This is a genomic window from Pseudoclavibacter sp. AY1H1 (assembly GCF_002931055.1).
Taxonomy (GTDB): domain Bacteria; phylum Actinomycetota; class Actinomycetes; order Actinomycetales; family Microbacteriaceae; genus Pseudoclavibacter.
Map to the genome: position 1 here is coordinate 53,235 of NZ_PSXX01000017.1, position 26,534 is coordinate 79,768.

Consider the following 26,534-nt stretch of genomic DNA (forward strand, 5'->3'; position numbering starts at 1 on the left):
ATGTCGAAGCACGTACTTTCCCTCCTCGTCGAGGACAAGCCGGGCCTCCTGACGCGCGTCGCCGGGCTGTTCGCCCGCCGAGGCTTCAACATCGAGTCGCTCGCCGTCGGAACGAGCGAGGTCGAAGGGCTCTCGCGCATCACGGTCGTCGTGGACGTCGAGGAGTTTCCGCTCGAGCAGGTGACCAAGCAGCTCAACAAGCTCATCAACGTCATCAAGATCGTCGAACTCGAATACGACGCCTCCGTGCAGCGCGAGCACCTCCTCGTGAAGGTCAAGGTCGACGCGACGACGCGCTCGCAGGTCATCGAAGCCGTCAACCTGTTCCGGGCCCGCGTCGTCGACGTGGCGACGGATGCGCTCGTCATCGAGACCACGGGCGACACGGGCAAGGTGCAGGCCTTCCTGCGCGTGCTCGAGCCGTACGGCATCCGCGAGATCGTCCAGTCGGGCCTCGTGGCCGTCGGGCGCGGCGCCAAATCCATGACCGAGCGGGTCGCACGCTGACCCTCGCGTCGCGCGCATCCGCTCAGCACCACCCAAACGCCAGAACGCCAACAATCAAGGAGCACACAAGTGGCTGAAATCCTGTATGACACCGACGCAGACCTGAGCATCATCCAGAGCAAGAAGGTAGCCATCGTCGGCTACGGCTCGCAGGGCCACGCCCACGCGCAGAACCTTCGCGACTCCGGCGTCGAGGTCAAGATCGGCCTGAAGGACGGCTCCAAGTCGGCCCCCAAGGCCCAGGAAGATGGCTTCGAGGTCCTCAACGTTGCGGATGCAGCCGAGTGGGCCGACGTCATCATGATCCTCGCCCCCGACCAGCACCAGCGCTCCATCTACACGGACAGCGTCAAGGACAAGCTCAACGAGGGCAAGACGCTCGCGTTCGCCCACGGCTTCAACATCCGCTTCGGCTACATCGACGCCCCCGAGGGCGTCGACGTGATCCTCGTCGCCCCGAAGGCCCCCGGCCACACGGTGCGCCGCGAGTTCGTCGCAGGCCGCGGCATCCCGGACATCATCGCCGTCGAGAACGACGCGTCGGGCACCGCCTGGGCGACCGCGCTCTCCTACGCAGCCGCCATCGGCGGAACCCGTGCCGGCGTCATCAAGACGACCTTCACGGAGGAGACCGAGACCGACCTCTTCGGCGAGCAGGCTGTGCTCTGCGGCGGCACGTCGCAGCTCATCCAGTACGGCTTCGAGACGCTCACCGAGGCTGGCTACCAGCCCGAGATCGCCTACTTCGAGGTGCTCCACGAGCTGAAGCTCATCGTCGACCTCATCTGGGAGGGCGGCATCGCCAAGCAGCGCTGGTCGGTCTCCGACACGGCGGAGTTCGGCGACTACGTCTCCGGCCCGCGCGTCATCGACCCGAGCGTCAAGGAGAACATGCAGGCCGTTCTCGCCGACATCCAGTCCGGCGCCTTCGCGAAGCGCTTCATCGACGACCAGGACAACGGCGGCGTCGAGTTCGCCGAGTTCCGCAAGAAGGGCGAGTCGCACCCCATCGAGAAGACCGGCCAGGAGCTGCGCAAGCTCTTCGCCTGGAAGCAGACCGACAGCGACTACGTCGACGGACAGGTCGCGCGCTAAGCGTCACCAGCCGTCCGCAGTCCTGAACTGCACGGGGCCGGCCCAGAGCATCCGCTCGGGGCCGGCCCTTCTGCGCATGCCAGGGGCCGCGTGTTACGGCGGCGCGGGCCGCTGGCGCGCCCCGCGATAGGATCGGTTCGGCCTGCGCCCGCAGACTCCCTGTCTCCACTGGAGGATTCTTCACGTGTCAAAGCCCGTCGTTCTGCTTGCCGAGCAGCTTTCCCCCGCAACCGTGGATGCGCTCGGTCCCGACTTCGAAGTCCGCCAGGTCGACGGTACCGACCGTCCCGCGCTCCTCGAGGCACTCGCCGAGGCCAACGCCATCCTGGTGCGCAGCGCGACCCAGGTCGACGCCGAGGCGATCGCGGCAGCCCCGAACCTGAAGATCATCGCGCGCGCCGGCGTCGGCCTGGACAACGTCGACACGCCAGCCGCCACGAAGGCCGGCGTCATGGTCGTCAACGCGCCCACCTCGAACATCACGTCGGCCGCCGAGCTCGCGGTCGGCCACATCATCTCGCTCGCTCGCCACATCCCGAACGCCAACGCGTCGATGAAGGCCGGCGACTGGAAGCGCTCGAAGTACACGGGTGTCGAGCTGTTCGAGAAGACCGTCGGCATCGTCGGCCTCGGCCGCATCGGCACGCTCGTCGTCGACCGCCTCAAGGGCTTCGGCGTGACGCTCGTCGCCTACGACCCCTACGTGACGCCCGCCCGCGCCTCCCAGCTGGGCGTGCAGCTCCTCAGCCTCGAAGAGCTCATGGCGCAGTCCGACTTCATCACCATCCACATCCCGCGCACCCCCGAGACGACGGGGCTCATCGGCGACGCGGAGTTCGCGCTCGCCAAGCCCGAGCTGCGCATCGTGAACTGCTCACGCGGCGGCATCATCGACGAGAACGCGCTCCGCGACGCCCTCGAGTCGGGCAAGATCGCCGGCGCCGCCCTCGACGTGTTCGTCACCGAGCCGCCGTCGAACCGCGACCTCCTCGACCAGCCGAACCTGCAGCTCACGCCGCACCTGGGCGCATCCACCGACGAGGCCCAGGAAAAGGCCGGCGTCTCGGTTGCCCGCTCCGTGCGCCTCGCGCTCGCCGGTGAGCTCGTGCCCGACGCGGTGAACGTCGCCGGCGGCGTCATCGACGAGTACGTGCGCCCCGGCATCCCGCTCATGGAGAAGCTCGGCCAGTTCCTGCAGGGCCTCATCGGCGCCTCCCCGGTGGCGTTCGACATCGAGGTGCACGGCGAGCTCGCACGCTACGAGATCAAGGCGCTGCGTCTCGCCGCGCTCAAGGGCTTCTTCACGAACATGGTTACCGAGCAGGTCTCCTACGTGAACGCGCCGCTCCTCGCGGAGGAGCGCGGCCTCGAGGTTCGCATGAACGCGGATGAGGACAGCGACGAGTACCGCAACGTGCTTACCCTCCGCGCGACGCTCAGCGACGGCAAGACGGTTTCCGTGTCCGGCACGCTCACCGGCCCGAAGCAGATCGAGAAGCTCGTCGGCATCAACGGATACAGCATCGAAGTGCCGCTCGCGAACCACCACCTCGTGATGGTCTACAGCGACCGCCCCGGCGTCGTCGCCGTCTACGGTGCCGCGCTCGGCGACGCCGGTGTGAACATCGCCGGCATGCAGATCGCGCGCGATGAAGAGGGCGGCCAGGCCCTCTCCGTGCTCACGATCGACGAGCCCGCGAGCGACGAGCTGCTCGCGAAGCTGCGCGACGCGATCGGCGCCTCCGAGCTGCACGAGATCGACATCATCGAGAGCTAGCACTTCCAGCGGCGGCCTGCCGCCCCGGCGAACGCTGCCTGCGTCTTCACCCCCTGCGAGAGCTCGCCGGGGGTGAAGACGCAGGCAGCGTTTTTTGGTCAGTGGCTGTCATGGCCAGCTTGCGGGATGGATGCCGCCCGGTGGGACCCGGTGGACGTGCTGCGGTGCATCCGTCACGCAAGCTGGCCGACGCCCGGGCGGGTGGAGAGCCGTCCCGTCCCGTCCCGTCCCGTCCCGCCGCGGGCGCGATCGCTGCCAGCCAATTGCCCCGCTGACGCCCCGGCTGGAGGGCGACTGCTGGGCAGCGATGGAGGCTCGGGGCCGGAGCGGGTGGCGGGGCGTGGACGGTCCCGGTGGTTGGTCTGTCGCCGCGGCCGGCTCGTGGCGTGACCAACTTCCGGGATGGATGCGGGTCGGCGGGGCCTTGCGAGGCTGTTCTGGCGCGTCCATCACGCAAGTTGGACGATGCTGCGCTGGCGCGAGCGCTGCCAGGCAAGTGGCGCTCTCGAGGCGAGCGACGCCCGTCGCTGCCAGCCAAGTGGCCTCTTTGGCATCCGTCATGTCGCGGGACATCGGTGACAGTTCGAGCGGGGCCGGTAGTGACACTTCTCGGGCTTATCGGTTGGGTGGGCGTGCTGATCAACCCGGGGCATGTCGTCGAATGAGCCTGTTGATGCCCGTGTCGGTCCCGCGATCAGTCAGCCGCCGGTGGCACCGTTCAGCTCCAGATCATTCGCGGGCAAAACTGTCACCGATGTCCCGTGAACTCACACCCGAGGCGTCACAGATCGCCGCGGTTGTGCACACAAGCAGCATTGTTGTGCGCTCGGGATGGGGTGGACCTGAAGTGCGCGGCTCCGTGGTGGGGATGCTTGTCGCCCAATGTTCGGGCGAAACACGCATTGGTGCGTGGAATCAGGTGAATTGTCCAAGGGTCGAACTTTCGAAGGATGGTCCGCGGACCGCGCGAATGCAACGCTAGCCGCATGCACAGAAAAGCACGTCAGCAGCACGGAGGCGGTGTCCTTCCCAAACCGCATTCTCGTTGCCGGGAGAGTCGTGTGGGAAAGGGGTCCGAGAATGCTCTTGTCGCGGCGCAATGCTGTAAATCGGAAACTTGCATGATGCTTCATGGTAAATGCTTGACGTGAAGAGCGACCTTTTCTAGTTTAGAACGGCGGTCGAACGGAGGCCGCGAAGTCACTATCAAGGGGGAAAGATGTCCAATTACATTGCGCCGAAAATCGAGCAGGTCGGATCCTACCGAAAGGTCACGAACGGGGTCTGGTTCGGTCGCTGGCGCGACATCTTCGGCGGGCGAGCATTCATCAAGGTGACGGTCGGCTAGGGGTCGTCGTTCGAACGAGGGGGCGGTGCGCTCATCGCGTGCATCGTCCCCTCCAGGCTCGAAGGAGAAAGGTGGTGAGGGGCATCTCAACGCTCAATGAAATCCGGTCGACTTTCTCGACGTCCACGCTCTGCTATTGGACGATGGATGACGGGGTCGTTCGTACCAGTGCATCCCAGCTCGACCTGCGTGGCTTCGCTGCGCTGGACCTCGACCGACTTTCGCTGGAGACCTGCCCCAACCTGCCGAGCATCTTCCGCCTGCGTCCGTTCTGGGCGAATGTCCGGGTGGTCGCCCCAGGTCACGACCTGGTTGTCGCTGGGGGGGCGAGGGGGTGATCGACGCTGGTGGGAGGCGGGCGAGCACCGAGATGCGACGTTCGAAGCGGCGGCGGACCAATTGCGGCACGCTCTCCGCACCGCGGTCGAGCGGCGCCTCTGCCCGGGCGAGCGCCTCGGGGCAGATCTCTCTGGGGGGATGGACTCGACGTCGCTCGCCTACCTGGTTGAGGCGGTCGGGGGCGAGGTTGCTCACTTCCATGCAGGAACTGCGGATGCACAGAACCAGGACTCGCGATACGCGCGGCGAGCCGCGGCTGAGCTGCGCGGCGAGTTCGTGGAGCTGCCGTCCTTCACATCGACGCTTGACGCGTTCGCCACGGCAGCACGGAACGGGGAACGCACAGGGCGCGGCGTTTCCGGGCCGCCGGCCTGGCGAGCCAACATGCCACATCTGCAGATGCTGTTCGAGCAGGAGCGTGCCCGAGATATTCGCACGCACATCAATGGGCTGGGTGGTGACGAGCTGTTCGCCCTGCAACCGGCGATCATGTCGTCGTTGGTGCAGTCCGGCGCGGTCGCTGTTGGGCTGCGATCCGCTGCCCGTCTGGCGCGTGCGCAACGGTGGCCGGTGCTGCGGACTCTTGCAGCCGTGTGCTCCACACGCACCCTTGGTGACGAATTGGTGGCGCGTGTCCACGCGGACGTGAGTCCGCACGCTGACGCCTTCGGCTGGGCCCCGGGCTTCGGGGTCTCACGTTTCGCCTCCGCGCAGACACGGGCGAGAGTCGAGGCGCAGATCCGCGGTCAGGCAACGGCCGGGATCGAGCCGCACTTTCCCGATAAGGCCCGGCACCAGATGGCCGAGTCGGTCATGTTCCAAGGGGAAGTCGTGCGGCAGGTCAACGAGACGTTTGCCGACGAGGGGGTTGGTTGGGAAGCGCCCTTTCTCGATGACGAGATCCTGCGACTCATGTTCGGGCTCTCCTCGTCGATAGCGATAGGACAGCGGCATTCGAAGCCCCTGCTGGCTGCGAGCATGAAGGGTCTCGCGCCTGAGTGGATATTCAGTCGTGAAGACAAGGGTGAGTACAGCGCAGATCTGTTCAGTGCCTTTGCTTCCAGAATCGATGGCCTGAAATCACTGTTTCGCGAGAGTTTTCTTATCGATCAAGGTCTGTTGAATCCCGACGCGATTCTCACTGCACTGGAGATGCCCGTGTTGAAGACGCACGACCTCTTCGAAATCGAGCAGCTCGCGACCCTTGAGCTCTGGGCTCGGGAAATGGAAGGCGAATGAGCGACAGATTGAGCGACGCCGATATCTATACCTTGTCGCCGACATGCTCGTTTGAGCAAGAGGGAGAAGGGGTTGTGGTTTTCGATGCAGGTGGAGGAATGTACTGGCGCGGCAACTCGACCGCCAGGCTGGTGCTTGAGCTCACCGTCCGGGGATGCACGCGCGCGGACGCCGTTGACCGGTTGGAGCGCGAGCACGGCCCCTCGGCAGGCGTGCGAGATGACGTGCGAGGCCTCTTGGCCGTCCTGATCAAAGCGCGCATCGTGAAGCGCAGCGCATGAGCCTTCCGCTGAACGCCCAGCCTTCCATCGCGACGAGAGGCTGCCGCGCCCTGACCGTGCGGTGCGCGGTCTCGGTCGCGTATCTGATCACGTACGCCAAGCCGCGGCAGATCAGACGGTTGCTCATCGAGCTGCGCCGTGGGGTCCGCCCATCGACGCGCGAGGAGGCGGAAGTCGCGCGCGCGGCGGTGTGCGGCGTGAGTGAGCGTTGCGCTGGAGAGGGCTGCCTGCAGCGCTCCATCGCGACGGTCCTTCTCTGCCGCTTCGAAGGCCACGCGCCGAGCTGGTGCTCCGGCTACCGGACGGGGCCGTTCGTCGCGCATGCCTGGGTGGAAGCGGATGGCGTGCCCGTGTCGGAACCCCCCGAGGTAGCCAGCTACCGGAGAGTCGTCACGACCGAAGAGGACAGGCCGTCATGACCATGTTCCTCCAATCGCTCCACGCGGAAGCCATCAAGTTCACCTCACTGCGTTCGTCGCGGAACGCGAGTCTCACAACCGTTGCGGTCGTGACAGGTGCCGCGTACGGCGTCACCGCGCTGACGCACCAGGCGATGCTCTCTGGAGATGTCAGCGCTGCTGGCGGACTCGAGCCTCAGTCGGCTTTCCTCATGGTGTTGCACTACGGGCAGATCGGGGCGATCTTCCTGGGGGCGAGTGTCTTCGCGCAGGAGCGGGACAACGGTGTTGTGGCATCCTCGCTTCTCGCTGTTCCCAACCGACGCAGCTTCTTCCTCGCGAAGGCGCTCTCCGCCCTCGCCTTCGGCTTCGCGGTCGCCCTTCCTGCTGTTCTCGGGAGCTATGCCGTCCGCTGCGCTGTCCTCGACTGCCGTGCGGTCGACAGCCTGACGAGCCTCCCCGGTGGAGACCTGCGCCTGCTCGCGGGGTACCTCGTCTACTGGTCGCTCATCAGCCTGCTCTCGTTCCTGATCTCGTCGGCGTTCCGCAGCGGCATCGTTGGGCTCTGCGCCATGCTCGCGCTCACGCTCGCCATCTCGCCGTACCTGCTCGAGTTCACCTCGGTCGCCAGGTTCTTGCCCGACCAGGCAGGCGCACAACTCCTTCTTCAGGACGCTCCGCTTGTCGGGGACCTGGGGCCGATGCTCGGGCTCGCCGTGCTGCTGAGCTGGATCGGCGTCTTCGCCGTCGCTGGATTTCTCTCGGTCCGCTCCTGGGCCGTCAACCACGCAGAAAAGGGGGTGGGTTCATGATCGAAGTCGAGAACCTGACAAAGAACTACGGTAAGCGCACGGCCATCGAGTCCGTGTCCTTCGAAGCCAGAGCAGGCAGGGTGACGGGATTGCTCGGCCCGAACGGAGCGGGCAAATCAACGACGATGCGGATTCTGCTCGGCCTCGACCGAGCAACGTCCGGGCGCGCGTTGGTGCTCGGCTCCGAGTACCGAAGTCTGCGGCGTCCCCTGACCCGCGTTGGCGCGCAATTCGACGGGTCGGGTGCCCATCGCGGACGCACGGCGAGAGCGCACCTCCGCTGGATGGCGGCCAGCAACGGGATCTCGCCCACGCGCATCCCGGAAACGCTGCAGCTCGTCGGGCTGTCGGACGTCGCTGACCGTCGCGTCGGGACCTTCTCTCTGGGCATGGGGCAGCGTCTGGGCATCGCGGGCGCGCTCCTCGGCGACCCGGAGGTCGTGATCCTGGACGAACCGATGAACGGGCTCGACCCGGAGGGTATTCGCTGGATTCGAGATCTTGCTCGCTCGCTGGCGGGTTCCGGACGCACGGTGCTCATCTCGTCGCACCTCATGGGGGAGATGCAGTCCATGGCTGATGACCTCGTCGTGATGGCACGCGGAAGGGTCATCAGGGCGGGGGCAGCGGCGAGCCTCGTCGCGGAGTTCGACAGTCTCGAGCACGCGTACTTCGCCTGGACGCAAGGGCGCGCCGAGCATGTTGCGGGTGATGCCGCGTGAAGATGGCACTGGCGTCAGAGTCCTGGAAGCTCTTCACCCTCAGAGCAGTCCTCATCACGCTGGCGGTGAGTCTCGTCGTTCCTGTCCTGATGGCAGCAGTCACCGCCCCCTCCGTTGGCGAGGGGCTGCGCGTCGACGACCCGATGCTCGCAGCGGGGACAACGCCGGAGGTCGTCGGTCTCGAATGGATCGCACTCGGGCAGATCGGCGTCATCATCGTAGGGGTGCTTGCGGGAAGCGGTGAGTTCTCCGGCGGCCAGATCCAGACCTCGCTCGTCGCGGTGCCGAATCGGCTCAGGTTCGTCATCGCGAAGATCTCGGTCCTCGCCGTCACAGTGACGTTGCTCGGCGCGGTCACGATCCCGCTGCTCAGCATCTGCAGTCAGCTCGGTCTCGGATCGCTGAGTGTGCTCAGCGAGGGCGTGCCTGTCTCGCTCCTGGTGCGCTGGCTGGGCGGCGTCGTCTACTGGACGGGAATCGCGCTGATCGGGTTCAGCTTCGCGGTGCTGGTCCGCCAGGCCCTGGTGCCATTGCTCGTGCTCATCGCGGTCTCGCAGATATCGCTCGTCCTGGTCTTCCTGACGCCATGGGCGAAGTTCCTGCCGACGATCGCCGGCGCGCAGCTGTTCGATGCGGCCGCCGTGACCGCAGCGAATCCGGCAGCAGCGCTCGAACCCGGGAGCGCATACGCGGTGTTCCTCCTCACGGTCGTGGCATTGGTCTGCTCCGCCGCCTTCGCGTTCTGCCGACGGGATGTGCGCGCATGAGCCTTCCGCGGGAGAAGCGGTCGGCGGCACTCGCCGGTCTGTTCCGACACGTCTTCGTGCAGAAGCCCACGCTCGTCGTGATCGTGGTCCTCAGCATCTGCGGCTCGGGGGCGGCGCTCGCGCAGCCGTGGCTCGTGGGCCAGATCATCGACCGGGTCGGCGCGAGCGAATCGCTTGGGGTGCTTCCGTGGCTGATCGTCGGCCTTCTCGTCGTGGGCGGGCTGATCTCGGGCTTCCTGCAGTACCTCATCCAGAGAACGGCCGAGGTCGCCATCCGATCAGCTCGGGTGGACCTCGTCGACCACATCCTGCGTCTTCCCATCGCGACCCTCGATCGCCACCGCGTCGGTGATCTGGTCTCCCGCGTGAACGCGGACACCTCGGTCATCCGCAGCATGTTGACGCAGGGATTCGTGGAGTCGATCGCCGGTGTCGTGACCTTGATCGGCGCGCTGGTGGCGATGTGGTTGATAGATCCGTTGCTGCTCGTGGTCTCACTCGGCGTCGCACTCGTTGCCGTCTTCCTCGTCGTGATGATGACGTCACGGATCGAGGAGGCCAGCTTGGGGGTGCAACAGGCGGTCGGCCGCCTGTCGTCCTCGCTGGATCGGGCTATCCGCGCCGTGCGCACAGTGCGGGCGGCGAACATGACAGGCGCGGAGTCGGAGCGTGTGAAGGGGGATGTGGAAGCCAGCTGGGCTGCCGGCCTGCGGGTCGCGCGGATCACCGCCACGCTCGCGCCGGTCTCGTCCGCCGCCATGCAGGCCACGTTCCTTGTGGTCCTCGGACTCGGCGGCTACCAGGTCGCGGCGGGTGTGCTGACCGTCTCCGACCTGGTCTCCTTCATCTTGTTCCTGTTTTTGATGATCATGCCGCTCGGGCAGATCTTCGGAACGATCAGCGCTGTCGGCGAGGCTGTGGGCGGGATGGTGCGCATCAGCGAGGTCATGGAGCTGCCGCTGGAGGCGGATGCTGAAGCTGGAGCCGTTACCGCTCCTGCCACCGATGAGGGCAATGTCCTCGAGTTCCAGGACGTCGCTTTCTCCTACCCAGTCGCTCCCGAGCGGGATTCCGAGGATCTCGCGACGCTCGCAGCGGTCAGCTTCGAGGTGCCGCGAGGCGAGCGCGTCGCGCTCGTCGGGCCATCCGGGGCAGGGAAGAGCACGCTGCTGCAGCTCATCGCTCGCTTCTACGATGTGGATCGGGGGACGATCCGCTTCAACGGGGTCGATACCGCTGGCATCTCGCGTGAGGCCGTGCGGTCCCGGATCGCCTACGTCGAGCAGGAGGCGCCCGTGCCCGCGGGGTCCCTGAGGGACGCGGTGACACTTGGCTCACAGGCGCACACCGACACCGACATTCGCGAGCTGTTGAGCGAACTGGACCTCGTGGGAGTGCTCGAGCGCTCCCCACTCGGCCTCGACGCAGATCTGGGGGAGGGCGGCGTGCTGCTTTCAGGCGGTGAGCGTCAGCGCCTGGCGATTGCGCGCGCGCTGCTCCTGAAACCCGACATCCTGCTGCTCGACGAGTCGACGTCGCACCTCGACGGGGTGAACGAAGAGCGCGTGCAGGCGGCGATCGCACGCAGGGCGGGACGGTACGCGATGCTGGTCGTGGCCCATCGCCTCGCCACGGTGCGCTCTGCGGACCGGATTCTCGTGCTGGACGCGGGACGAATCGTCGATTCGGGACGCCATGACGAGCTCATTCAGACGTCAGAGCTCTACCGAGAACTGGCGCGCAACCAGCTTCTCCCGCTCTGAACCGCGGGCGTCCTCAGTGCCCGAGGTTCGCCTTGAGCACGGAGATGCCGACGCCGACGAGGGCGAGGCCGATGCCGGCCGCGAAGGTGCGGAAGGAGGGCTTCTCGCCGCGGATGCGCTGGATGGTGAAGCCCATGCCGGCGAGACGCACGATGATGACGACCTCGGCGACGATCTGCGCCGTCTCTCCGTCGATGACACCGAGCGCGGCGACCCCGAGGATCGCCGCGGGGATGGACGCGGCAGAGGCGATCGGGACCGCGTCCCGCAGCTCGTGGAGGAATTTGAGGTGCGCTGTGCGCTCTGGGCGGTCGGCGGCGCGTGTCGAGTGGCCGACGGCGTCGGCGATGAGGTGCGCGAGGAGGGTCGTGCCGCCCGTGGCCAGGACCACGATCGCGCCCTCGCCGGGGTTCTCGCCAGCGTGCACGAGTCCGAGGAGCGTCGCGAGCACGATGATGTTGCCGTACACGTACGCCGTGAGGCGGCTCGCGGCGCGCTCCCGAGGCAGGTCGTCCTTGCGGCGCAGGATGGCGGTGGTCATGGGGACAGACGCTAGCCCAGCCGCGGCCTAAACTGGGAGAGCCGCGATCGCCGTCGGCAGGAAAGGACGCCTCGTGTCGGAACGTGCAGCGACTCAGAAGCTCGACATCGCCGTCATCCCGGGTGACGGTATCGGCCCGGAAGTCGTCGCCCAGGCGCAGCGAGCGCTCCGCGCCGCCCTCCCGGAAGGCGTCGAGCTGAGCCTCACCGAGTATCCGTTCGGAGCGGGGCACTACCTCGAGACCGGCAAGATCATCTCCGAGGCGGAGCTGCACGCGCTCGCCCAGCACGACGGCATCCTGCTCGGCGCGGTCGGGGGAGACCCCGCCGACGAGCGCCTCGCGGGCGGCATCATCGAACGCGGTCTGCTGCTGAAGCTGCGCTTCGCGTTCGATCACTACATCAACCTGCGCCCTGGCGCGATCTCGCCCGGCGTGAAGACCCCGCTGAGCGACCCAGGCGAGGTCGACTTCGTCGTCGTCCGCGAGGGCACCGAGGGGCCATACGTCGGCAACGGCGGCGTGGTCCGTGCCGGGACGCCGCACGAGATCGCGACCGAGGTCTCCGTGAACACGGCCTACGGCGTGGAGCGCACCGTCCGCTACGCGTTCGAGAAGGCGCAGTCGCGTCCGCGCAAGCACCTGACGCTCGTGCACAAGAAGAACGTGCTCGTCAACGCCGGCGTGCTCTGGCAGCGTGTCGTCGACCGGGTCTCCGCCGACTACCCGGACGTGGCCGTCGAGTACCTGCACGTCGACGCTGCTACGATTTTCTTCGTCACGAACCCACAGCGATTCGACGTGATCGTCACCGATAACCTGTTCGGCGACATCGTGACCGACCTTGCCGCAGCCATCACCGGCGGCATCGGGCTGGCGGCCTCGGGGAACATCAATCCCGAAGGCGAGTTCCCCAGCATGTTCGAGCCCGTCCACGGCTCGGCTCCAGACATCGCGGGCCTCGGCAAAGCCGACCCGACGGCGGCGATCCTCTCCGTCGTTCTGCTGCTCGAGCACTTCGGACTCTCGGACGCAGCCGCATCCCTCGAGAGCGCCTGCCGCGCTGACCTCGCATCCCGAGGTGGAACGGCCAGGAGCACCTCCGAGATCGGCGACGCCATCATCTCCCGACTGACCGCGCAAGGAACCCACGCATGAGCGACACCAGCAGCACCCAGCCCGGCACGACGACGCAGGCCGCCATGGCCGAGGGAGCCTCCCTCGAGTTCACGATCGAACGCAACCCGGCTCCGGCTTCGGCCGAGGTCAGGGACGCGGTGCTCGCCGACCCCGGGTTCGGCAAGCACTTCACGGACCACATGGTGATCATCGACTGGACCCTCGCCGAGGGCTGGCACGATGCCAGAGTCGTGCCGTACGGGCCACTGCAGGTCGACCCCTCGTCCGCCGTCTTCCACTACGGCCAGGAGATCTTCGAGGGGCTCAAGGCCTACCGGCACGGCGGGGGAGACGTGTTCGCGTTCCGGCCGGAGCGCAACGCCCGCCGCCTGCAGAGCTCCGCACGGCGCCTCGCGCTGCCCGAGCTGCCCGAGGAGCTGTTCGTCGAGTCGGTGCGCCAGCTCGTGCAGATCGACGAGCAGTGGGTCCCGGCGGCTGGCGAGGGCAAGACCCTCTACCTGCGCCCCTTCATGATCGCGTACGAGAACTTCCTCGGCGTGCGCGCGGCGCAGACGGTGCGCTACATGGTCATCGCCTGCCCAGCCGGCTCCTACTTCTCCGACCCCACGCGCCCCGTCGACATCTGGCTCTCGCAGGAGTACTCCCGCGCTGGCGCGGGTGGCACGGGAGCCGCGAAGTGCGGCGGCAACTACGCATCGTCGCTGCTCCCACAGGAGGAGGCGTACGCGAACGGCTGCGAGCAGGTGCTGTTCCTCGACGCGGCGGAGAACACGTACCTCGAGGAGCTCGGCGGCATGAATATCGTGCTCATCAAGTCGGACGGCACGATCCTCACCCCGCTGAGCGACTCCATCCTGCCCGGCATCACGCGGGACAGCGTCCTCGAGCTGTGCGAGCGGGCCGGTCGGAAGATCGAGCAGCGCCGCATCACGATCGACGAGTGGCGCGAGGGGGTCGCCGACGGCACGATCGTCGAGGCGTTCGCCTGCGGCACTGCGGCGGTCATCTCGCCGATCGGCAAGGTCAAGTCGCCCGAGTTCACGATCGAGAACCCGGTCATCACGCAGGATTCGGTGAGCATGCGCATCCGCGCCGAGCTCACGGGCATCCAGAACGGCGAGCTGCCCGACCTCATGGGCTGGACGCAGCGCCTGGCCTGAGGGGCTGGCGAGGCGGAGAACACGACGACCGGACGGACGGCGGGCTGACGCGTGGTCTACGGCTGGGCTGCCCGCAAGGGTGCTGACTACCAGGAGCAGGCGATGGCCGCGCCGTCGAGGCGAGGCTTCGTGCTGCTCGCGGTGCTCGAGCTCGGCCTGGCGGGCCTGTTCGCCGGGTTCCTCACGGCCGGGCAGTTCTGGCTGGCGCCGGTGGTGCTCGTGGTCGCCACGCTCGCGGGATGGGCGACCACGAGGTTCCTCGTGCACGTCTCGGCGTGGCTGCGGCGGGTGGTGGTGATCTCGGCGGTGCTCGGGATGCTCGCGCTCGGGGTATTCGCGAGTCCGGTCGCCGGCATGGGGCTGCTGGCGCTGTTCGCGTTCGCGGGAGGCTGGTTCCTGACGTTCGCGGTGGCGCCGTCGCGCGCCGTCCGCTGGCGTGCGGTGACGCGGGGTCGCCGCTAGCTCTTGTAGTGGAGCGCCATGTAGGACCCGCGCAGCAGCTGCACCTCGAGGACAAGCTGCCGGAAGGTCCAGGCGCGCGGGGGCCGGCAGGTGATGAGCGACATCGGTCCGTCTCGCAGCTCGAGCAGCTCGATGCCCTCGATCTTCAGCTCGGTGTCCGGGCGCGCCTTCGCGAGCAGCGCGCGAACGCCGTCCTCGTCCATGTGGGTGTCGCGGGGAGCGTCGAACTCGAACGTGAGCTCGTGGATGTCGACGAACAACGAGTCGGTGTCGTCGAACTCGTCGCGCCGCCCGTCCTCGCGCTGCTCCTCGCGGTACACGTAGCCGAGCACGTCGTCGCCGGCTGGCATCGTGACGATGAGGCCGCGGCCGGGTTCGAGCTGCTGGCGCAGCGACCGGCAGACGTGGGCGAACGCGAGGTCCTCGACGTCGAGGACGTCGACGGTGATGTCGACGGCTCCGTCGTCGCCGAGCTCGACGCCGTTGGGGAGGGTGTACGTGTTCGCCATGCCGTCAGTCTCCCAGAACGGCGGGGTGCGGATGCGCGCGGCGCGTCACGCGCCGCCGGCGCGCAGCCGCCTGGCTGCCCCGGCGAGCCACAGCTGCACGCCCTCCGACATGATGCGCGGGTCGAGGCCGGAGATGGCGGCGATCTGGTCGAGGCGGTAGCGCACCGTGTTGCGGTGGGTGCCGAGCCCGTCGGCGACCTGCGCGATCTGGCCGGAGTGGGCGAAGTAGGCGTCGAGGGTGGCGAGCAGCATCGATCCGTGCTCGGCGTCGTGGGCTTCGAGCGGCCCGAGCACTTCGGCGGCGAGCTCCAGCACGGGCACGTCGCGGCTCGCGAGCAGCAGCGAGGAGATGGACAGGCGTGCGGAGGTGGCGACGTCGATGTCCTTCGGCGCGTTACGCAGCGCATCCCGGGCCTCGAAGTAGCTCCAGCGCAGGGCGAGGGAGGCCGGGTAGAGGTCGCCGATGCCGACCCGCGCTGCGATGCCCGCCGAGCGGGCGAGGCCGATGAACGCCTCGGCCGCGTTCGGCATGCGCGTGCGCTCCGGCGCGATGATGAGGAGACGGCCCTCGAAGACCGCGGACACCGACGACTGCAGCTCGGCGGGCAGCGGCAGCGCGGTGAGCTCCGCGGTGCGGCGTTCCTCGGTCTCGGCGACCAGCACGCGTGCGGCCTGACCCGTGGCCACGCCGAGCGCCGTCAGGCGCCGCTCGGCGTCCTCGACCGTGAACTTGCCGCGGATGAGGTCGTGCAGCACGTGCCCAGACGCGTCGCGGGCGGCGCGGACGCGACGCGTGTCCTGGATGAGCTGCAGGCTGAGCAGCGACCGCGCGTAGTTCACGAGGCCCTCGTTGACGCGGGGGTTGGTGATGTGGAGGGTCGCGCCTGCCGACTGGCCCGTGGAGATGGGGAGCGCATCCCACCCCGTGACGGCCTCGTCGTGCACGTCGAGGCTGCCGGCGAGCAGCTCGCCGAGGCGGGTCACGGCGACGTGCGAGCTCGTCAGCCTGGCGAGCCTCGCGGCGAGCCCCGTGATGCCGCCGTCGGAGAGCAGCGACGTCACCAGCTGCTGCTGCTGGCGGTGCTCGCTCTCGAGGCGCGAGTGCTGCTCGTCGGTGCTCGCCTGCGTGACGACCTTCGTGAGCGCCGCGAACGGCGTCTCGTAGGCGACCTCGAAGAGCGGGAGCCCGGCCTGCTCGGCCGCCGCTATGAGGGCGGCCGGCACGGTGTCGTGCGTGAAGCCGGTCCCGACGCCGAGCGCGACCGTGTCCGCCTCGACGAGGGACTCCACGAACGAGCGGTACGCGCGTGTGCCCCGCAGGCGCATCCCGGTCGTGAGCACCAGCTGTCCGCCCGTGAGGAACGGCTGCGGGTTGAGCAGCTCCGTCGTCGCCACCCACTCGATGCTGGCGCGCAGCGCCTGCGGCTCGCCCGTGTGCAGGGTGAGGCCCAGGGAACGGTTCGCGAGGAGCGTGTCGACGGTGGCGAGCATGCCCCGATTCTAGACATGCCCTAGACGGATGCACAGAAGTGGTCGGACCGGTCGTGCGCGTGCCCATTCGTCTCGCGGTGCAGAACCGCGTAGCCTTCAAGCCATACCAAGAGGTCGAACCCCGAGGAAGGAAGCACCGTGACGGAGTTCCGCATTGCCCAGGAGCGCAAGCTCGAAGGCGCCATTCCAGGCCCCAAGTCGCAGGCCCTGACTGCGCGTCGTGAGGCGAGCGTCTCCGCATCGCTTGTCCCCGCAGTCCCCGTGTACGCGGCTGACGTCGACGGCGCCATCATCCGCGACGTCGACGGCAACCAGTTCGTCGACTTCGGTGCCGGCATCGCCGTCACGAACGTCGGCGCATCCCACCCCCGCGTCGTCGCGGCCGTGCAGGAGGCGGCAGCGCACTTCACGCACACCGCGTTCGGCATCACCCCGTACGAGGGCTACGTCGCCGTCGCAGAGAAGCTCATCGAGATCACGCCCGGCGACCACGCCAAGAAGGCCGTGCTCCTCAACTCCGGCGCGGAAGCCGTCGAGAACGCGGTCAAGATCGCCCGCCACTCGACCGGCCGCAACGCCGTCATCGCGTTCGACCACTCGTTCCACGGCCGCACGAACCTCACGATGGCTCTCACCGCGAAGAACATCCCGTACAAGGACGGCTTCGGCCCGTTCGCGCCCGAGGTCTACCGCGCGCCCATGAGCTACCCCTACCGGGACGGCCTCACGGGCGCCGAGGCGGCAGCGCGCACGATCGACGTCATCGAGAAGCAGGTCGGCGGCAAGAACGTCGCGGCCATCATCATCGAGCCCATCCAGGGTGAGGGCGGCTTCATCGTCCCCGCCGACGGCTTCCTCCCCGCGCTCGTCGAGTGGGCCAAGGCCAACGGCGTCGTCTTCATCGCCGACGAGGTCCAGGCCGGCATGTGCCGCACCGGCGCCTGGTTCGCGTCGGAGCACGAGGAGATCGTGCCCGACCTCGTCACGATCGCCAAGGGCGTCGCGGGCGGCATGCCGCTGTCGGCCGTCGTCGGCCGCGCCGAGATCATGGACAGCGTGCACGTCGGCGGGCTCGGCGGCACCTACACGGGCAACCCGGTCGCAACGGCCGCCGCGCTCGCCACGATCAGCATCATGGAGGACGAGCAGCTCGCTGCCCGCGCCCTCGAGATCGAGACGATCGTGAAGACGCGCTTCGAGGCGCTCAGCGCCGAGCTCGGCGAGAACACGATCATCGGCGAGGTCCGCGGTCGCGGCGCCATGCTGGCGTTCGAGTTCGTCGAGGCCGGCACGGCGACGACCACGAAGAAGCCCCACCCGGCCGCCGTCAAGGCGATCGTCGCGGATGCGCTCGGCCAGGGCGTCGTGCTGCTCTCCTGCGGCACCTACGGCAACGTCGTGCGCCTCCTCCCGCCGCTCACCATCACGGACGAGCTGCTGAACGACGGCCTCGACGTGCTCGAGGCGGCTATCCGCGCTCAGGCGTAGAACGCCCGCGCCCGTCTCGGGCGCGCATCAAGCCGCCGGGGAGACCCCGGCAACAGAATCTCGACGCCCCGGCACATTCCGCGCCGCCGGGGCGTCGAGGTATTTCCGGAGGCAGCTCCTCGCCGCCGCCCTGGCGCCCCGGGCGCAGACCCCCAACAACACAGACCTCGGGCAGATGCAGCTTCATCGCGAGACGAAGCTGCATCTGCCCGAGGTCTGTGTCGGGACGCGTGTCTGTGCCGGGGACGCGTGTCAGCGCCTGCCGGGTGGCTGCGCCGGGCGGGTCAGGCGGCGGGGGTCTGCTTCGCCTTGCGCTGCGCCTTGATGGTCTTGTACGCGTTCTGCCCGGCGATGAACAGCAGGTACGCGCCGAAGAGGATGCTGCCGACCATCGGGTCGATGAGCACGGCGCACCACACGCCGAGGAGGCTCGTGAGCGCGGCCGTCAGCCCGATCGCGGCGGCCGCCTTCAGGTCGACGTTGCGGCGCCGGGAGTTGCCGATCGTGCCCGTGATGGTGGTGGGGATCATGACGAGGAGGCTCGTGCCCTTCGCCTCGAGGTCGCTCGAGCCGAACAGCAGCATGAGCGCAGGCACGAGGATGACACCGCCGCCGACGCCGATGAGCCCCGAGATGATGCCGGTGACGAGGCCGAGGGCGACGAGCATGAGTGCCGTGAGCGCCGTCATGGTGACCTCGGCGTCGCGGCTCGGCACGGCGAGGAAGAGGGAGACGGCGACGCCGAGCAGGAACACGATGAACATCCACCGGAGCACGATGAGCGGCAGCTTGTTGAGGAGCCACGATCCGATCCAGGCGCCGGCGATGGCGCCGACGATGAGGATGAGGCCCGCGAGCCAGTTCACGGAGCCGGTCAGGACGTAGCCGACGACGCCGACGATGGCGGGCGGGATGATCGCGGCCAGCGACGTGCCAGCGGCGAGGCGCTGGTCGAACGCGAGCATGGCCGTCAGCGCGGGCACGATGATGGTGCCGCCGCCGACGCCGAGGAACCCGGAGAGGAAGCCTGCCGCGAGGCCGATCGAGATGAGCACTATCCAGTCGCGGCGGGTCCTGGTGGTGGCGGGCGTGGTCATGGAGCTCCTAGGTTCTGCGGTGTTCTGCGCCGAGGTGGGCGACGGCTTCCGCGAGGGCGCGGATGCCGAGGGCGACGTCGCCGAGCGATACTGCTTCGTCTGGGTGGTGGCTGACGCCGTCTGGGTTGCGCATGAAGAGCATCCCCACGTCGGTGATGGCGCCGATGGCCATGCCGTCGTGTCCGGCTGGGCTGAACAGGGTCGTCGGGTCTTCGGGCCGGCCCGAGCCGAGGATACTCCCGTCCACGGCGCTGCCCGGCACGAGCGTGGAGCGGATGCCTTCGCCGACGACGTCCTGCAGCAGCGGCGCGCAGAACAGGGCTGGGGCGTTGTGCACTTCGCGGGTGTGCCAGCGCAGGCGCCTGCGGCCCATGATGTCGTCGAGCTCGCGGGAGATCTGGTCCCACACGCGGTCGCGTTCGCCGTCGAATTCTCCGCGCAGGTCGAGGCTGAACCTCGCCTCGCCCGGAACGATGTTCATCGCGCCGGGGAACGCCTCGAACTGGCCGACGGTGCCGATGATGTGGTGCTGGGTGGAGCAGATGCGCTCGACGGCGAGGGCCGCCTCGCTCGCGCCGAGGAGCGCGTCGCGGCGCATGTCGTACGGGGTGCCGCCGGCGTGCCTGGCCTCGCCCTCGACGACGAGCTGGAAGCGACGAGCGGAGGCGATGGAGGAGACGACGGCGAGCGGTTCGCCGCGGGCGTGCAGCTCGGGCCCCTGCTCGATGTGCGCTTCGAGGTAGCCGACGAGCTCGCTCGGCCTGCGGGCGGCTTCCGAGACGCGGCCGGGGTCGAGGCCGAACTCGAGGGCGGCTTCGCGCAGGGTGGTGCCGTCTGGGTCCTCGAGCTCCCACCAGGCGTCGTCCCACGTGCCGGCGACGGCGGAGGAGCCGAGGAGCGCCTTGCCGAAGCGCGCGCCTTCCTCGTCCGAGAACGCGGCGACCTCGAGCCCGAAGTCGAACGGGGAGCGGGCGGGGGCATCCACCCCACTCGTGTCGTCGTCGCGGCGCTGGAGCAGGCGCACGACCTCGATGGCCATGAGCACGCCGACGATGCCGTCGTAGCGGCCGGCGTCGACGACCGTGTCGAGGTGCGAGCCGAGCATGAGCACGGGCGCCTCCGGGTCCGCCGCGGGGAGGAGGCCGAGCTGGTTGCCTGCCGCATCCTGCCTGGTCTGCAGGCCGGCCTCGCGCATCCACTCGGCGGCCAGCCGGTTGACGCGCGCGTGCTCGGGGGAGAGATGCACGCGGGTGATGGCGCCTGGGGTGGAGGTGATGCGGGCGAGCTCGTCGCAGCGCGCCATGACGCGGCGGGCGGCGAGCTCGAAGACGGTGGGATCTAGGGCGCCCAGTCGCGCGGCCGTCATTCGGCGGCTCCCCGGGGGCTGTCGGCTGCGCGGAAGACGTCGGCGGCGGCCTCGACTCCACCGCCGGTCGGCACGAATGCGCCGTATCGGCGGAGCACGGCCTCGAGCGCCGCGAGGGTCGTGAGCACGGTGTCCTTGCGGGCGTTGTAGCCCATCGTGCCGAGGCGCCACACCTTGCCGTGCAGCGGGCCGAAGGAGGTGCCGATCTCGATGCCGAAGTCGTCGAGTAGGTCCTGCCTTGCCGTATCGCCGGGGACGCCGTCCGGGATGACGACGGCGACGACGTTGTTCATCTTGTGCGCGATGTCGCCGAAGACCTCGAGCCCGAGCGCCTGGACGCCGGCGAGCATCGCGGCACCGGCGACACGGTGGCGTTCGATGACGGCGTCCCGGCCCTCGCGCAGCAGGACGGCCGCGCACTCCCGCGCCGCGTAGAGCATGGAGGTGGCTTCCGTGTGGTGGTTCAGGCGTCTCGGCCCCCAGTAGTCGAGGATCATGCCGAGGTCGAAGTAGTTGGAGCGGATGAAGTCGCTCGCGGACTCGTCGCCCGTCTCGCGGATGCCAGCCTCGACCCGGCTGCGGGAGCGGATGACCTCGACGGCACGCTCGGAGAGGGTGATGGGTGCCGAGCCGCTCGGGCCGCCGAGACACTTCTGCAGGCCGGCGGTCGCGGCGTCGAGGCCCCAGGCGTCGGCGAGAAACTCGTTGCCGCCGATGGACGCCGTCGCGTCGGCGTAGAAGAGCACGCCGTGCTTCGCGCAGATGGCGCCGACCTCGTCGAGGGGCTGGTTCATGGTGGTGGAGGTGTCGCCCTGGACGAGGGCGAGGAGGGTCGGCTTGACGCGGACGATGGCCTCCTCGATCTGCGAGACGGGGACGACCTGCCCCCACGGCACCTCGATGGTGTGCACCTCGGCGAGGGCGCGCTCCGCGATCTCGGCGAGGAGGTGGCCGAACCGACCGAAGACGGGGACGAGCACACGGTCGCCTGGCCGGATGAGAGAGACGAGCGCCGCCTCGATGCCGGAGCGGGAGGTGCCGTCGACGAGCACGGTCGCGGTGTTCTCGGTCGCCCACACCTGCCGGTACAGCTCCTGCGTCTCGTTCATGGCCTGCGTCATGAACGGGTCGTACTGGCCGACGAGGGTGCTCGACATGGCGCGGAGCACGCTCGGGTACGCCGAGATGGGGCCGGGCCCCATGAGGAGGCGGGCTGGCGGTTCGATGGGGAGGATCGCGGTCATCTGCTTCATTCTCTCGGTGCTCACGCGCTCGTCGTGGCGCGGCTGGTGGCTCTCGGGGTGGGGGCTGCGGCGGATGCGATTCGGCGGCCGAGTCGGACGAGCGCCAGGTCGGAGCCCGCTCGCGACACGAAGCAGACGCCGACGGGCGCGGCCTGCGCGCTGCTCGTGGTCGGCACGCTGAGGAGCGGCGCTGAGAGCGCGGGCAGCCCGGCGACGGCGGCCGGGGTGGTCATGCGCAGCGTCGCGGTGCGGATGGCGTCGATGCTCGATGCATCCGCGGCTCGGCTCGGCGCTGCCCCCGGGGCGGTGGGGAAGAGGAGCACGGCATCGCGGACGAGTCGCTCGAGGCGGGCGCTGAGGGGAGCGAGGGCGTCGCGGGCCGCCTGCTCCTGCGCCTCGGTGATCTGCGAGGCGGCGAGGAACCGGGCAGCGACGGCGGGGCCCGTGGCGCCGGGGTGCGCTTCCAGCCATGGGCGGTTGTTGCGCCAGGCCTCAGCGCCCTGCACGATCCGGAACGGCTCCTGGTAGCTCGCGAGCTCGCCGATCGAGGCCCGCTCGACCGGCGCAGCCACGGCTCCGCGCTCCTCCAGCTCGCGCAGGAACGCCTCGAAGGCGGACACGGTCTCTGGAGAGGCGGCCGCCAGCACCTCGGCCGGCACGACGAGGCGGCCGGGGAGGTCCTCGCCGCGCTGCCCCGCCGCGCTCGCGGTGGACTCGGAGCTGTCGTAGGAGAGGCACCAGTCGGCGACCCGCTGCAGGGTCTCGCCGTCGCGCGTGAGCCACCCGACGGTGTCGAACGACTGCGCGAGCGGCAGGAGGCCCTGACGTGGCACGAGGTCGTGTGTCGTGCGCAGGCCCCACAGCCCCTGATAGGAGGCGGGGATGCGCACCGATCCGGCGGTGTCGGTCGCGAGGCCGATGTCGGCCTGGCCGTTGGCGACGGCGGATGCGGGCCCGCTCGAGGAGCCGCCGGGGAGGGCACCGGGCACGGCGGCGTTCGGGGGAGTCCCGAAGTGGGCGTTGTCGCCGGCGATCGAGTACGCGAACTCGTCGGTGCGGGCGATGCCGCGCAGGGAGGCGCCGCCGCGCAGCAGATCCCTGACGGCGGGCGCGGTCCTCGTCTCGGCCTTCGCGGAGTCGAGGTAGCTGGGGTTGCCTGCGCCGATGCGGTAGCCGCGAATCGCGAAGAGGTCCTTCACGGCGACGGTGAGCCCTTCGAGGGGCCCCTCCCACGCGCCTTGGAAGAGCGGGTCGCCGACGGTGCGCCAGATCGAGCGGTCGAAGGCGCGGGGCCTCGGGGTCACGTGCGCGGCCGTGATGCGCCAGCCCTGCGGCAGCTGCTGCCAGAGCTGCGTCTGCAGTCCGAGCCCGCCGGTGGCGAAGCGCGAGGTGGAGACGAGCAGCGCGACGCCGTCGGCCAGAGCCCGGTACTCGATGCGCTCGATGGTGCGCTTCGCGACGCCGCCGCGCTGGGCACGGAACTCGCTGATCTGCTCGTGGCCGACCAGCAGGCCGCTGTCGTCGCCGCGAAGCGTCGCGTCTCCCGGCGCGAACCAGGCGTCGAGCTCGTCGAGGTCGTTGCTCTGCACGGCCCGCTCGTAGGCTTCGAAGGCGGCGAGCAGCGCGGCGGGTGGGGTCCCGTCCGCGAGCGTCGTCTCTGGGGCGTTCTGCTCGACTGAGGTCACGCGGGTGCTCCTGTTCCGTTCTGCGGTGCCGTGCCAGCCGGCACGTCGGCGAAGTCGGCCTCGCGGATGCGGGCGTGCACGCCGCAGACGACGTCGACGACCTGCGAGATGTCGAAGTCGGTGGCCGCCGACAGGTACGCGTAGGCGAGGTGCTCGTCCATGCCCCACCGAGCCTGCAGCAGGTCGATGGCGGCGCGCACGCACTTGCGCATGGCCGCGTTCAGGTCGGGGTCGAGGCCGGTGGGCACGAGGTACTCGGGCGTGCGCACGAGCGGGCCGGTGAGGTCGCCGAACTCGCGCCGCGCATCCGCCGCCGGAACGACGTCGAAGGTGAGGGTCGCGCGCAGCGAGGCCTCGAGCGCCGTGAGGGCGACCTCGCCGTCGCCCTGCGCGAAGTGCGGATCGCCGACGTAGGCGAGCGCGTCGGGGACCTGCACGGGCAGGTAGAGCACGCTGCCCTCGGTGAGCAGCTTGATGTCGATGTTGCCGCCGTGCGGGCCGGGCGGCACGGAGTGCGGGCGTGCGCCTGCGGCGGGAGCGACGCCCATGGTGCCGAGGAACGGGGCGAGGGGGAACACGACGCTCCGAACGCCGCCCTCGGTGAGCGGCATGGTGCCGACGAGCTCGCCGCCGCGTTCCTCGACCGCGGCGAACACGCTCACGGTCTCGCGGCTGCGCGGCAGCACGCCGGGCAGCGCGCCCTTGCCGTGCCGGTTGGAGATGACCCCGTACGGCACGCGAGGCTCGAGCTTCTCGACAGTGATGCGCAGCAGGTCGCCTGGCATGGCGCCCTCGACGGCGATGGGGCCGGTCACGACGTGCGGGCCGTCGTTCGCCGGGTCGCGGGGCGCGTGCTCGGCGATCTCGATGGCGTCGAGCAGCACGGCATCCGGATGCACGCCGTGCGCCGCGAAGAACGCGGCGGGGTGCTGTCCCTGGTCGGGCAGCAGGCCCTCGTGGCTGACGGTGTCGATGACGACGCTCGCCCCGGGCCGCACGGTCAGCACGGGGGTATCGCGCGCGCTCGGGAGCCTGCCCCAGATCGAGGTCGATGCTCCAGATGGCAGGTAGCTCGCGCCCTCAGGCAGGCGTGTGCCCGGCTGCAGGATGGGGAGCGGGGCGAATGCCGGCGTGGCCGCGCCGACGCCGTAGCGGTTCGCCGCGGGAGCCGCGTGAGCCGCGGGAGCTGCGGTGGGAATCGTGGTCATGCTGCCTGCTCCTCGTCGAGGTCCAGTCGTGCGGGGTTCGCCGCCGCGAGCACCTCGCGGCCCAGGCGGGACGTGAGCCCGGCTGCCCGTGTGTAGATCAGCTCGCCGTGCAGGTAGGTCGAGTCGACGACCCCGTGCAGCCGCGCCCCGTGCCACGGACTGATCTTGGTGCGGTACTCGAGGGTATTCTCCTCCAGCGTGTGCTCGAGGTCTGGTTCGAAGATCGCGAAGTGGGCCGGGGCGCCGACCGTGATGAGGCCACGGTCCTCGAGGCGCACGAGCGCGGCCGGTCCCGTGGTGAAGAGGGGCAGGATCGCCTCCAGCGGGATGCCGCGCCGCCTGGCCTCGGTCCAGACCGCGGTGAGCCCGGTCTGCACCCCGGCGATGCCACCCCACGCGGTGCCGAGGTCGGGCCCCGCCTTGAGCTCGAGCGTCGCTGGGGAGTGGTCGCTGACGATCGCGTCGATCGTGCCGTCGAGCACGCCGGCCCAGAGCGCGTCCTGGTTCGCGGTGTCGCGGATAGGTGGGCAGCACTTGAAACGCCCGTCGCCGTCCGGCACCTCCTCGGCCCGAAGGCTCAGGTAGTGCGGGCAGGTCTCGATCGTGATGCGCACGCCGTCGGCCTTCGCCGCGCGGACCAGGTCGAGGGCCTCCGCCGCCGACACGTGCACGATGTGCGCCCTGGCGCCGGTGCGCCTCGCCGCGGCGATGACGGCGCGGATCGCCTCGACCTCCGCGACCGGCGGCCTCGACGCGACGAAGTCGGAGAAGACGGGGCCGGATGCCTCGCTCAGGTGCGCTTCGAGCTCGGCGTGCGCGATCAGGAGCCCATCGACCTCGGCGAGCTCCTCGAGCGCCTGCTCGAGCTCGGGGAACGAGAGGTGATCGAACTCGTCGATGCCGCTCGGCGCGAGGAAGCACTTGACGCCGACCGCGCCCGCCGCGAGCAGCGGACGCAGGGAGTCGAGGTTCTGCGGGACGACGCCGCCCCAGTAGGCGAGGTCGACGGCCAGCTGGCCGGAGGTCGCCGCGCGCTTCGCGTCGAGCGCCTCGACGCTCGTCGTGACGGGCAGCGAGTTGAGCGGCATGTCGACGACCGTCGTGACCCCGCCAGCGGCGGCGGCAGCCGTGCCCGTCGCGAAGCCCTCCCAGTGCGTGCGGCCCGGCTCGTTGAGGTGCACGTGCGTGTCCACGAGGCCAGGCAGGAGCACCTGGGTGTCCGGCAGGACGATGTCGGCGTCGTCGTCGAACGGGGCGATGGCGGCGATGGTGCCGTCGCTGACGGACACCGTCGCCGGCGAGAATCCGCCGCCGAGGAAGACGCGTCGCGCGGAGATCTTCATGCGATCGCCGCCGCTGGAACCCGCAGCTGCCCCTGCGGCGCGGCCTGCGCCCGGGTGGGGCGTGCGTACTCGTCCCGCTTGCTCGTGCCGACGCCCATGCGCGACATCGCAGCGACGAGCCCGACCGACGCGGCGACGCCGTCGACGACCGGCACGCCGACCCGCTCGGAGAGGCGAGCGCACAGGTCGGCCATGCCCGCGCATCCGAGCACCACCGCGTCGGCGCCGTCCTCCCGGACGACTCGCTCGCACCACGCGGCGATGTCCTCGAACGCCGCCGAGCCGGTCTCCTCGAGTGCGAGGACGGGGATGCCGGTGCCGTACGCCGCAACGCACGCCCGCTCGAACCCGTACCGCTGCACGAGGTCGTCGGCGCGGCCGAGCGTGCGGGAGAGGGTCGTGACGATGCCGAACGTGCGCCCCGTGAGCGCCGCGACGTGCATGGCCGCCTCGGCGATGCCGATGACGGGCACGTCGACGAGCTCGCGTGCCGCGTCGAGCCCCGGGTCGCCGAAGCAGGCGATGACGTAGCCGTCGCTGCCGCCGTCCGCGAGATCGCGCTCGACGAGCTCGACGACGACGGAGGCCGCCCGCACCTCGTCGAAGTGGCTCTCGATGGCCTCCGGGCCCTCACCGGGGGCCGGGCACACGGCGACGATCTCGACGCCGGGGCCGGCCACGGCTCTGGCAGCTGCCGCGACCTTCTGCGTCATGGCGACGGAGGTGTTCGGGTTGACGAGTGTGATGCGCATGC

At 69.4% G+C, this 26,534-nt stretch carries 25 protein-coding genes; 15 read left to right on the top strand and 10 right to left on the bottom strand.

Translation table 11 applies throughout. The annotated features are described in order from the left end of the window. From ilvN to C5E05_RS18660, 11 genes are all read left to right on the top strand, one after another. Positions 1–507 (top strand): acetolactate synthase small subunit, encoded by a 507-nt coding sequence (gene ilvN / locus C5E05_RS18610; protein WP_104240428.1) that lies wholly within the window; start codon positions 1–3, stop codon positions 505–507. Between the two features lie 69 nt (positions 508–576). Continuing rightward, positions 577–1,602 carry a ketol-acid reductoisomerase gene (ilvC, locus tag C5E05_RS18615; protein ID WP_104342769.1) on the top strand — a complete coding sequence of 342 codons (1,026 nt, stop codon included), beginning with the start codon at positions 577–579 and terminating at the stop codon, positions 1,600–1,602. Between the two features lie 184 nt (positions 1,603–1,786). Beyond that, positions 1,787–3,379: a phosphoglycerate dehydrogenase gene (gene serA / locus C5E05_RS18620; RefSeq protein ID WP_104298334.1), complete on the top strand. Its 1,593-nt coding sequence runs from the start codon at positions 1,787–1,789 to the stop codon at positions 3,377–3,379. Positions 3,380–4,598: 1,219 nt separating this feature from the next. Beyond that, a complete protein-coding gene (locus C5E05_RS18625) occupies positions 4,599–4,727 on the top strand; it encodes a lasso RiPP family leader peptide-containing protein (RefSeq protein ID WP_104240432.1) in 129 nt (42 codons plus the stop codon). Positions 4,728–5,006: 279 nt separating this feature from the next. Further along, the gene (locus C5E05_RS18630; RefSeq protein ID WP_258064925.1) at positions 5,007–6,305 is read left to right on the top strand and encodes an asparagine synthase C-terminal domain-containing protein; all 1,299 of its coding nucleotides are present in this window, start codon (positions 5,007–5,009) and stop codon (positions 6,303–6,305) included. Next, positions 6,302–6,586, top strand: coding sequence for a PqqD family protein (locus tag C5E05_RS18635; RefSeq protein WP_104342771.1), 285 nt, complete (start codon positions 6,302–6,304; stop codon positions 6,584–6,586). The genes C5E05_RS18630 and C5E05_RS18635 overlap by 4 nt, the downstream gene beginning before the upstream one ends. Beyond that, on the top strand, positions 6,583–7,005 hold the full coding sequence (locus C5E05_RS18640; protein WP_104342772.1) for a lasso peptide biosynthesis B2 protein: 423 nt from the start codon (positions 6,583–6,585) through the stop codon (positions 7,003–7,005). Before C5E05_RS18635 ends, C5E05_RS18640 begins: the two co-directional genes overlap by 4 nt. Further along, entirely contained in the window at positions 7,002–7,796 is a 795-nt protein-coding gene (locus C5E05_RS18645; RefSeq protein WP_146081184.1) for a hypothetical protein, read from the top strand. Before C5E05_RS18640 ends, C5E05_RS18645 begins: the two co-directional genes overlap by 4 nt. Next, positions 7,793–8,518, top strand: coding sequence for an ABC transporter ATP-binding protein (locus tag C5E05_RS18650; protein WP_104240437.1), 726 nt, complete (start codon positions 7,793–7,795; stop codon positions 8,516–8,518). The genes C5E05_RS18645 and C5E05_RS18650 overlap by 4 nt, the downstream gene beginning before the upstream one ends. Then, positions 8,515–9,285, top strand: a complete 771-nt coding sequence (locus C5E05_RS18655; protein ID WP_146081185.1) for a hypothetical protein — start codon at positions 8,515–8,517, stop codon at positions 9,283–9,285. The genes C5E05_RS18650 and C5E05_RS18655 overlap by 4 nt, the downstream gene beginning before the upstream one ends. After that, positions 9,282–11,048 carry an ABC transporter ATP-binding protein gene (locus C5E05_RS18660; RefSeq protein WP_104342774.1) on the top strand — a complete coding sequence of 589 codons (1,767 nt, stop codon included), beginning with the start codon at positions 9,282–9,284 and terminating at the stop codon, positions 11,046–11,048. The genes C5E05_RS18655 and C5E05_RS18660 overlap by 4 nt, the downstream gene beginning before the upstream one ends. Positions 11,049–11,061: 13 nt before the next feature. On the opposite strand, the gene C5E05_RS18665 is transcribed toward C5E05_RS18660, so the two are convergent. Then, positions 11,062–11,589: a hypothetical protein gene (locus C5E05_RS18665; protein ID WP_104240440.1), complete on the bottom strand. Its 528-nt coding sequence runs from the start codon at positions 11,587–11,589 to the stop codon at positions 11,062–11,064. Positions 11,590–11,662: 73 nt separating this feature from the next. On the opposite strand from C5E05_RS18665, the gene C5E05_RS18670 reads away from it, so the two are divergent. From C5E05_RS18670 to C5E05_RS18680, 3 genes are read left to right on the top strand one after another with little or no spacing between them, the layout of a single operon-like run. Then, positions 11,663–12,745 (top strand): 3-isopropylmalate dehydrogenase, encoded by a 1,083-nt coding sequence (locus C5E05_RS18670; protein WP_104240441.1) that lies wholly within the window; start codon positions 11,663–11,665, stop codon positions 12,743–12,745. Between the two features lie 44 nt (positions 12,746–12,789). Further along, the gene (locus tag C5E05_RS18675; protein ID WP_219819584.1) at positions 12,790–13,887 is read left to right on the top strand and encodes a branched-chain amino acid aminotransferase; all 1,098 of its coding nucleotides are present in this window, start codon (positions 12,790–12,792) and stop codon (positions 13,885–13,887) included. 51 nt (positions 13,888–13,938) lie between these two features. Then, positions 13,939–14,349, top strand: coding sequence for a hypothetical protein (locus tag C5E05_RS18680; protein ID WP_104342775.1), 411 nt, complete (start codon positions 13,939–13,941; stop codon positions 14,347–14,349). On the opposite strand, the gene C5E05_RS18685 is transcribed toward C5E05_RS18680, so the two are convergent. Both C5E05_RS18685 and C5E05_RS18690 read right to left on the bottom strand, forming a co-directional pair. Next, positions 14,346–14,858 carry a hypothetical protein gene (locus tag C5E05_RS18685; protein ID WP_104342776.1) on the bottom strand — a complete coding sequence of 171 codons (513 nt, stop codon included), beginning with the start codon at positions 14,856–14,858 and terminating at the stop codon, positions 14,346–14,348. The genes C5E05_RS18680 and C5E05_RS18685 overlap by 4 nt on opposite strands. A gap of 45 nt (positions 14,859–14,903) precedes the next feature. Next, complete coding sequence (locus C5E05_RS18690) at positions 14,904–16,349, bottom strand: PucR family transcriptional regulator (RefSeq protein WP_104342777.1); 1,446 nt, start codon at positions 16,347–16,349, stop codon at positions 14,904–14,906. A gap of 138 nt (positions 16,350–16,487) precedes the next feature. Here C5E05_RS18690 and gabT point away from each other — a divergent pair, with 138 nt between their 5' ends. Then, positions 16,488–17,837, top strand: coding sequence for a 4-aminobutyrate--2-oxoglutarate transaminase (gene gabT, locus C5E05_RS18695; RefSeq protein ID WP_104240446.1), 1,350 nt, complete (start codon positions 16,488–16,490; stop codon positions 17,835–17,837). A 284-nt stretch (positions 17,838–18,121) separates the two neighbouring features. Here the strand turns inward: gabT and C5E05_RS18700 are convergent, their stop codons facing one another. From C5E05_RS18700 to C5E05_RS18730, 7 genes are read right to left on the bottom strand one after another with little or no spacing between them, the layout of a single operon-like run. After that, a complete protein-coding gene (locus C5E05_RS18700; RefSeq protein WP_104342778.1) occupies positions 18,122–18,934 on the bottom strand; it encodes a sulfite exporter TauE/SafE family protein in 813 nt (270 codons plus the stop codon). Between the two features lie 7 nt (positions 18,935–18,941). Then, positions 18,942–20,300, bottom strand: coding sequence for a Zn-dependent hydrolase (locus tag C5E05_RS18705; protein ID WP_104342779.1), 1,359 nt, complete (start codon positions 20,298–20,300; stop codon positions 18,942–18,944). Further along, complete coding sequence (locus C5E05_RS18710) at positions 20,297–21,544, bottom strand: alanine--glyoxylate aminotransferase family protein (RefSeq protein ID WP_181059741.1); 1,248 nt, start codon at positions 21,542–21,544, stop codon at positions 20,297–20,299. Before C5E05_RS18710 ends, C5E05_RS18705 begins: the two co-directional genes overlap by 4 nt. 20 nt (positions 21,545–21,564) lie before the next feature. Next, the gene (locus tag C5E05_RS18715) at positions 21,565–23,229 is read right to left on the bottom strand and encodes an AtzH-like domain-containing protein (RefSeq protein ID WP_181059743.1); all 1,665 of its coding nucleotides are present in this window, start codon (positions 23,227–23,229) and stop codon (positions 21,565–21,567) included. Then, complete coding sequence (locus tag C5E05_RS18720) at positions 23,226–24,437, bottom strand: acetamidase/formamidase family protein (protein WP_104342781.1); 1,212 nt, start codon at positions 24,435–24,437, stop codon at positions 23,226–23,228. The genes C5E05_RS18715 and C5E05_RS18720 overlap by 4 nt, the downstream gene beginning before the upstream one ends. Next, complete coding sequence (allB, locus tag C5E05_RS18725; protein WP_104342782.1) at positions 24,434–25,780, bottom strand: allantoinase AllB; 1,347 nt, start codon at positions 25,778–25,780, stop codon at positions 24,434–24,436. The genes C5E05_RS18720 and allB overlap by 4 nt, the downstream gene beginning before the upstream one ends. Beyond that, positions 25,777–26,532: an aspartate/glutamate racemase family protein gene (locus C5E05_RS18730; protein ID WP_104240452.1), complete on the bottom strand. Its 756-nt coding sequence runs from the start codon at positions 26,530–26,532 to the stop codon at positions 25,777–25,779. The genes allB and C5E05_RS18730 overlap by 4 nt, the downstream gene beginning before the upstream one ends. Positions 26,533–26,534: the final 2 nt, after the last annotated feature.

What these genes read in the sequence shown, in the direction of transcription:
- C5E05_RS18675 (WP_219819584.1), top strand. Translation starts at nt 12,790, where the DNA reads ATGGCCGAGGGAGCCTCCCTCGAGTTCACGATCGAACGCAACCCGGCT.
- allB (WP_104342782.1), bottom strand. Translation starts at nt 25,780, where the DNA reads ATGAAGATCTCCGCGCGACGCGTCTTCCTCGGCGGCGGATTCTCGCCG.
- C5E05_RS18710 (WP_181059741.1), bottom strand. Translation starts at nt 21,544, where the DNA reads ATGACCGCGATCCTCCCCATCGAACCGCCAGCCCGCCTCCTCATGGGG.
- C5E05_RS18650 (WP_104240437.1), top strand. Translation starts at nt 7,793, where the DNA reads ATGATCGAAGTCGAGAACCTGACAAAGAACTACGGTAAGCGCACGGCC.
- C5E05_RS18705 (WP_104342779.1), bottom strand. Translation starts at nt 20,300, where the DNA reads ATGACGGCCGCGCGACTGGGCGCCCTAGATCCCACCGTCTTCGAGCTC.
- C5E05_RS18700 (WP_104342778.1), bottom strand. Translation starts at nt 18,934, where the DNA reads ATGACCACGCCCGCCACCACCAGGACCCGCCGCGACTGGATAGTGCTC.
- C5E05_RS18640 (WP_104342772.1), top strand. Translation starts at nt 6,583, where the DNA reads ATGAGCCTTCCGCTGAACGCCCAGCCTTCCATCGCGACGAGAGGCTGC.
- C5E05_RS18630 (WP_258064925.1), top strand. Translation starts at nt 5,007, where the DNA reads ATGTCCGGGTGGTCGCCCCAGGTCACGACCTGGTTGTCGCTGGGGGGG.
- C5E05_RS18625 (WP_104240432.1), top strand. Translation starts at nt 4,599, where the DNA reads ATGTCCAATTACATTGCGCCGAAAATCGAGCAGGTCGGATCCTACCGA.
- ilvN (WP_104240428.1), top strand. Translation starts at nt 1, where the DNA reads ATGTCGAAGCACGTACTTTCCCTCCTCGTCGAGGACAAGCCGGGCCTC.
- C5E05_RS18685 (WP_104342776.1), bottom strand. Translation starts at nt 14,858, where the DNA reads ATGGCGAACACGTACACCCTCCCCAACGGCGTCGAGCTCGGCGACGAC.
- C5E05_RS18665 (WP_104240440.1), bottom strand. Translation starts at nt 11,589, where the DNA reads ATGACCACCGCCATCCTGCGCCGCAAGGACGACCTGCCTCGGGAGCGC.
- C5E05_RS18660 (WP_104342774.1), top strand. Translation starts at nt 9,282, where the DNA reads ATGAGCCTTCCGCGGGAGAAGCGGTCGGCGGCACTCGCCGGTCTGTTC.
- C5E05_RS18690 (WP_104342777.1), bottom strand. Translation starts at nt 16,349, where the DNA reads ATGCTCGCCACCGTCGACACGCTCCTCGCGAACCGTTCCCTGGGCCTC.
- C5E05_RS18645 (WP_146081184.1), top strand. Translation starts at nt 7,002, where the DNA reads ATGACCATGTTCCTCCAATCGCTCCACGCGGAAGCCATCAAGTTCACC.
- C5E05_RS18635 (WP_104342771.1), top strand. Translation starts at nt 6,302, where the DNA reads ATGAGCGACAGATTGAGCGACGCCGATATCTATACCTTGTCGCCGACA.
- C5E05_RS18730 (WP_104240452.1), bottom strand. Translation starts at nt 26,532, where the DNA reads ATGCGCATCACACTCGTCAACCCGAACACCTCCGTCGCCATGACGCAG.
- C5E05_RS18720 (WP_104342781.1), bottom strand. Translation starts at nt 24,437, where the DNA reads ATGACCACGATTCCCACCGCAGCTCCCGCGGCTCACGCGGCTCCCGCG.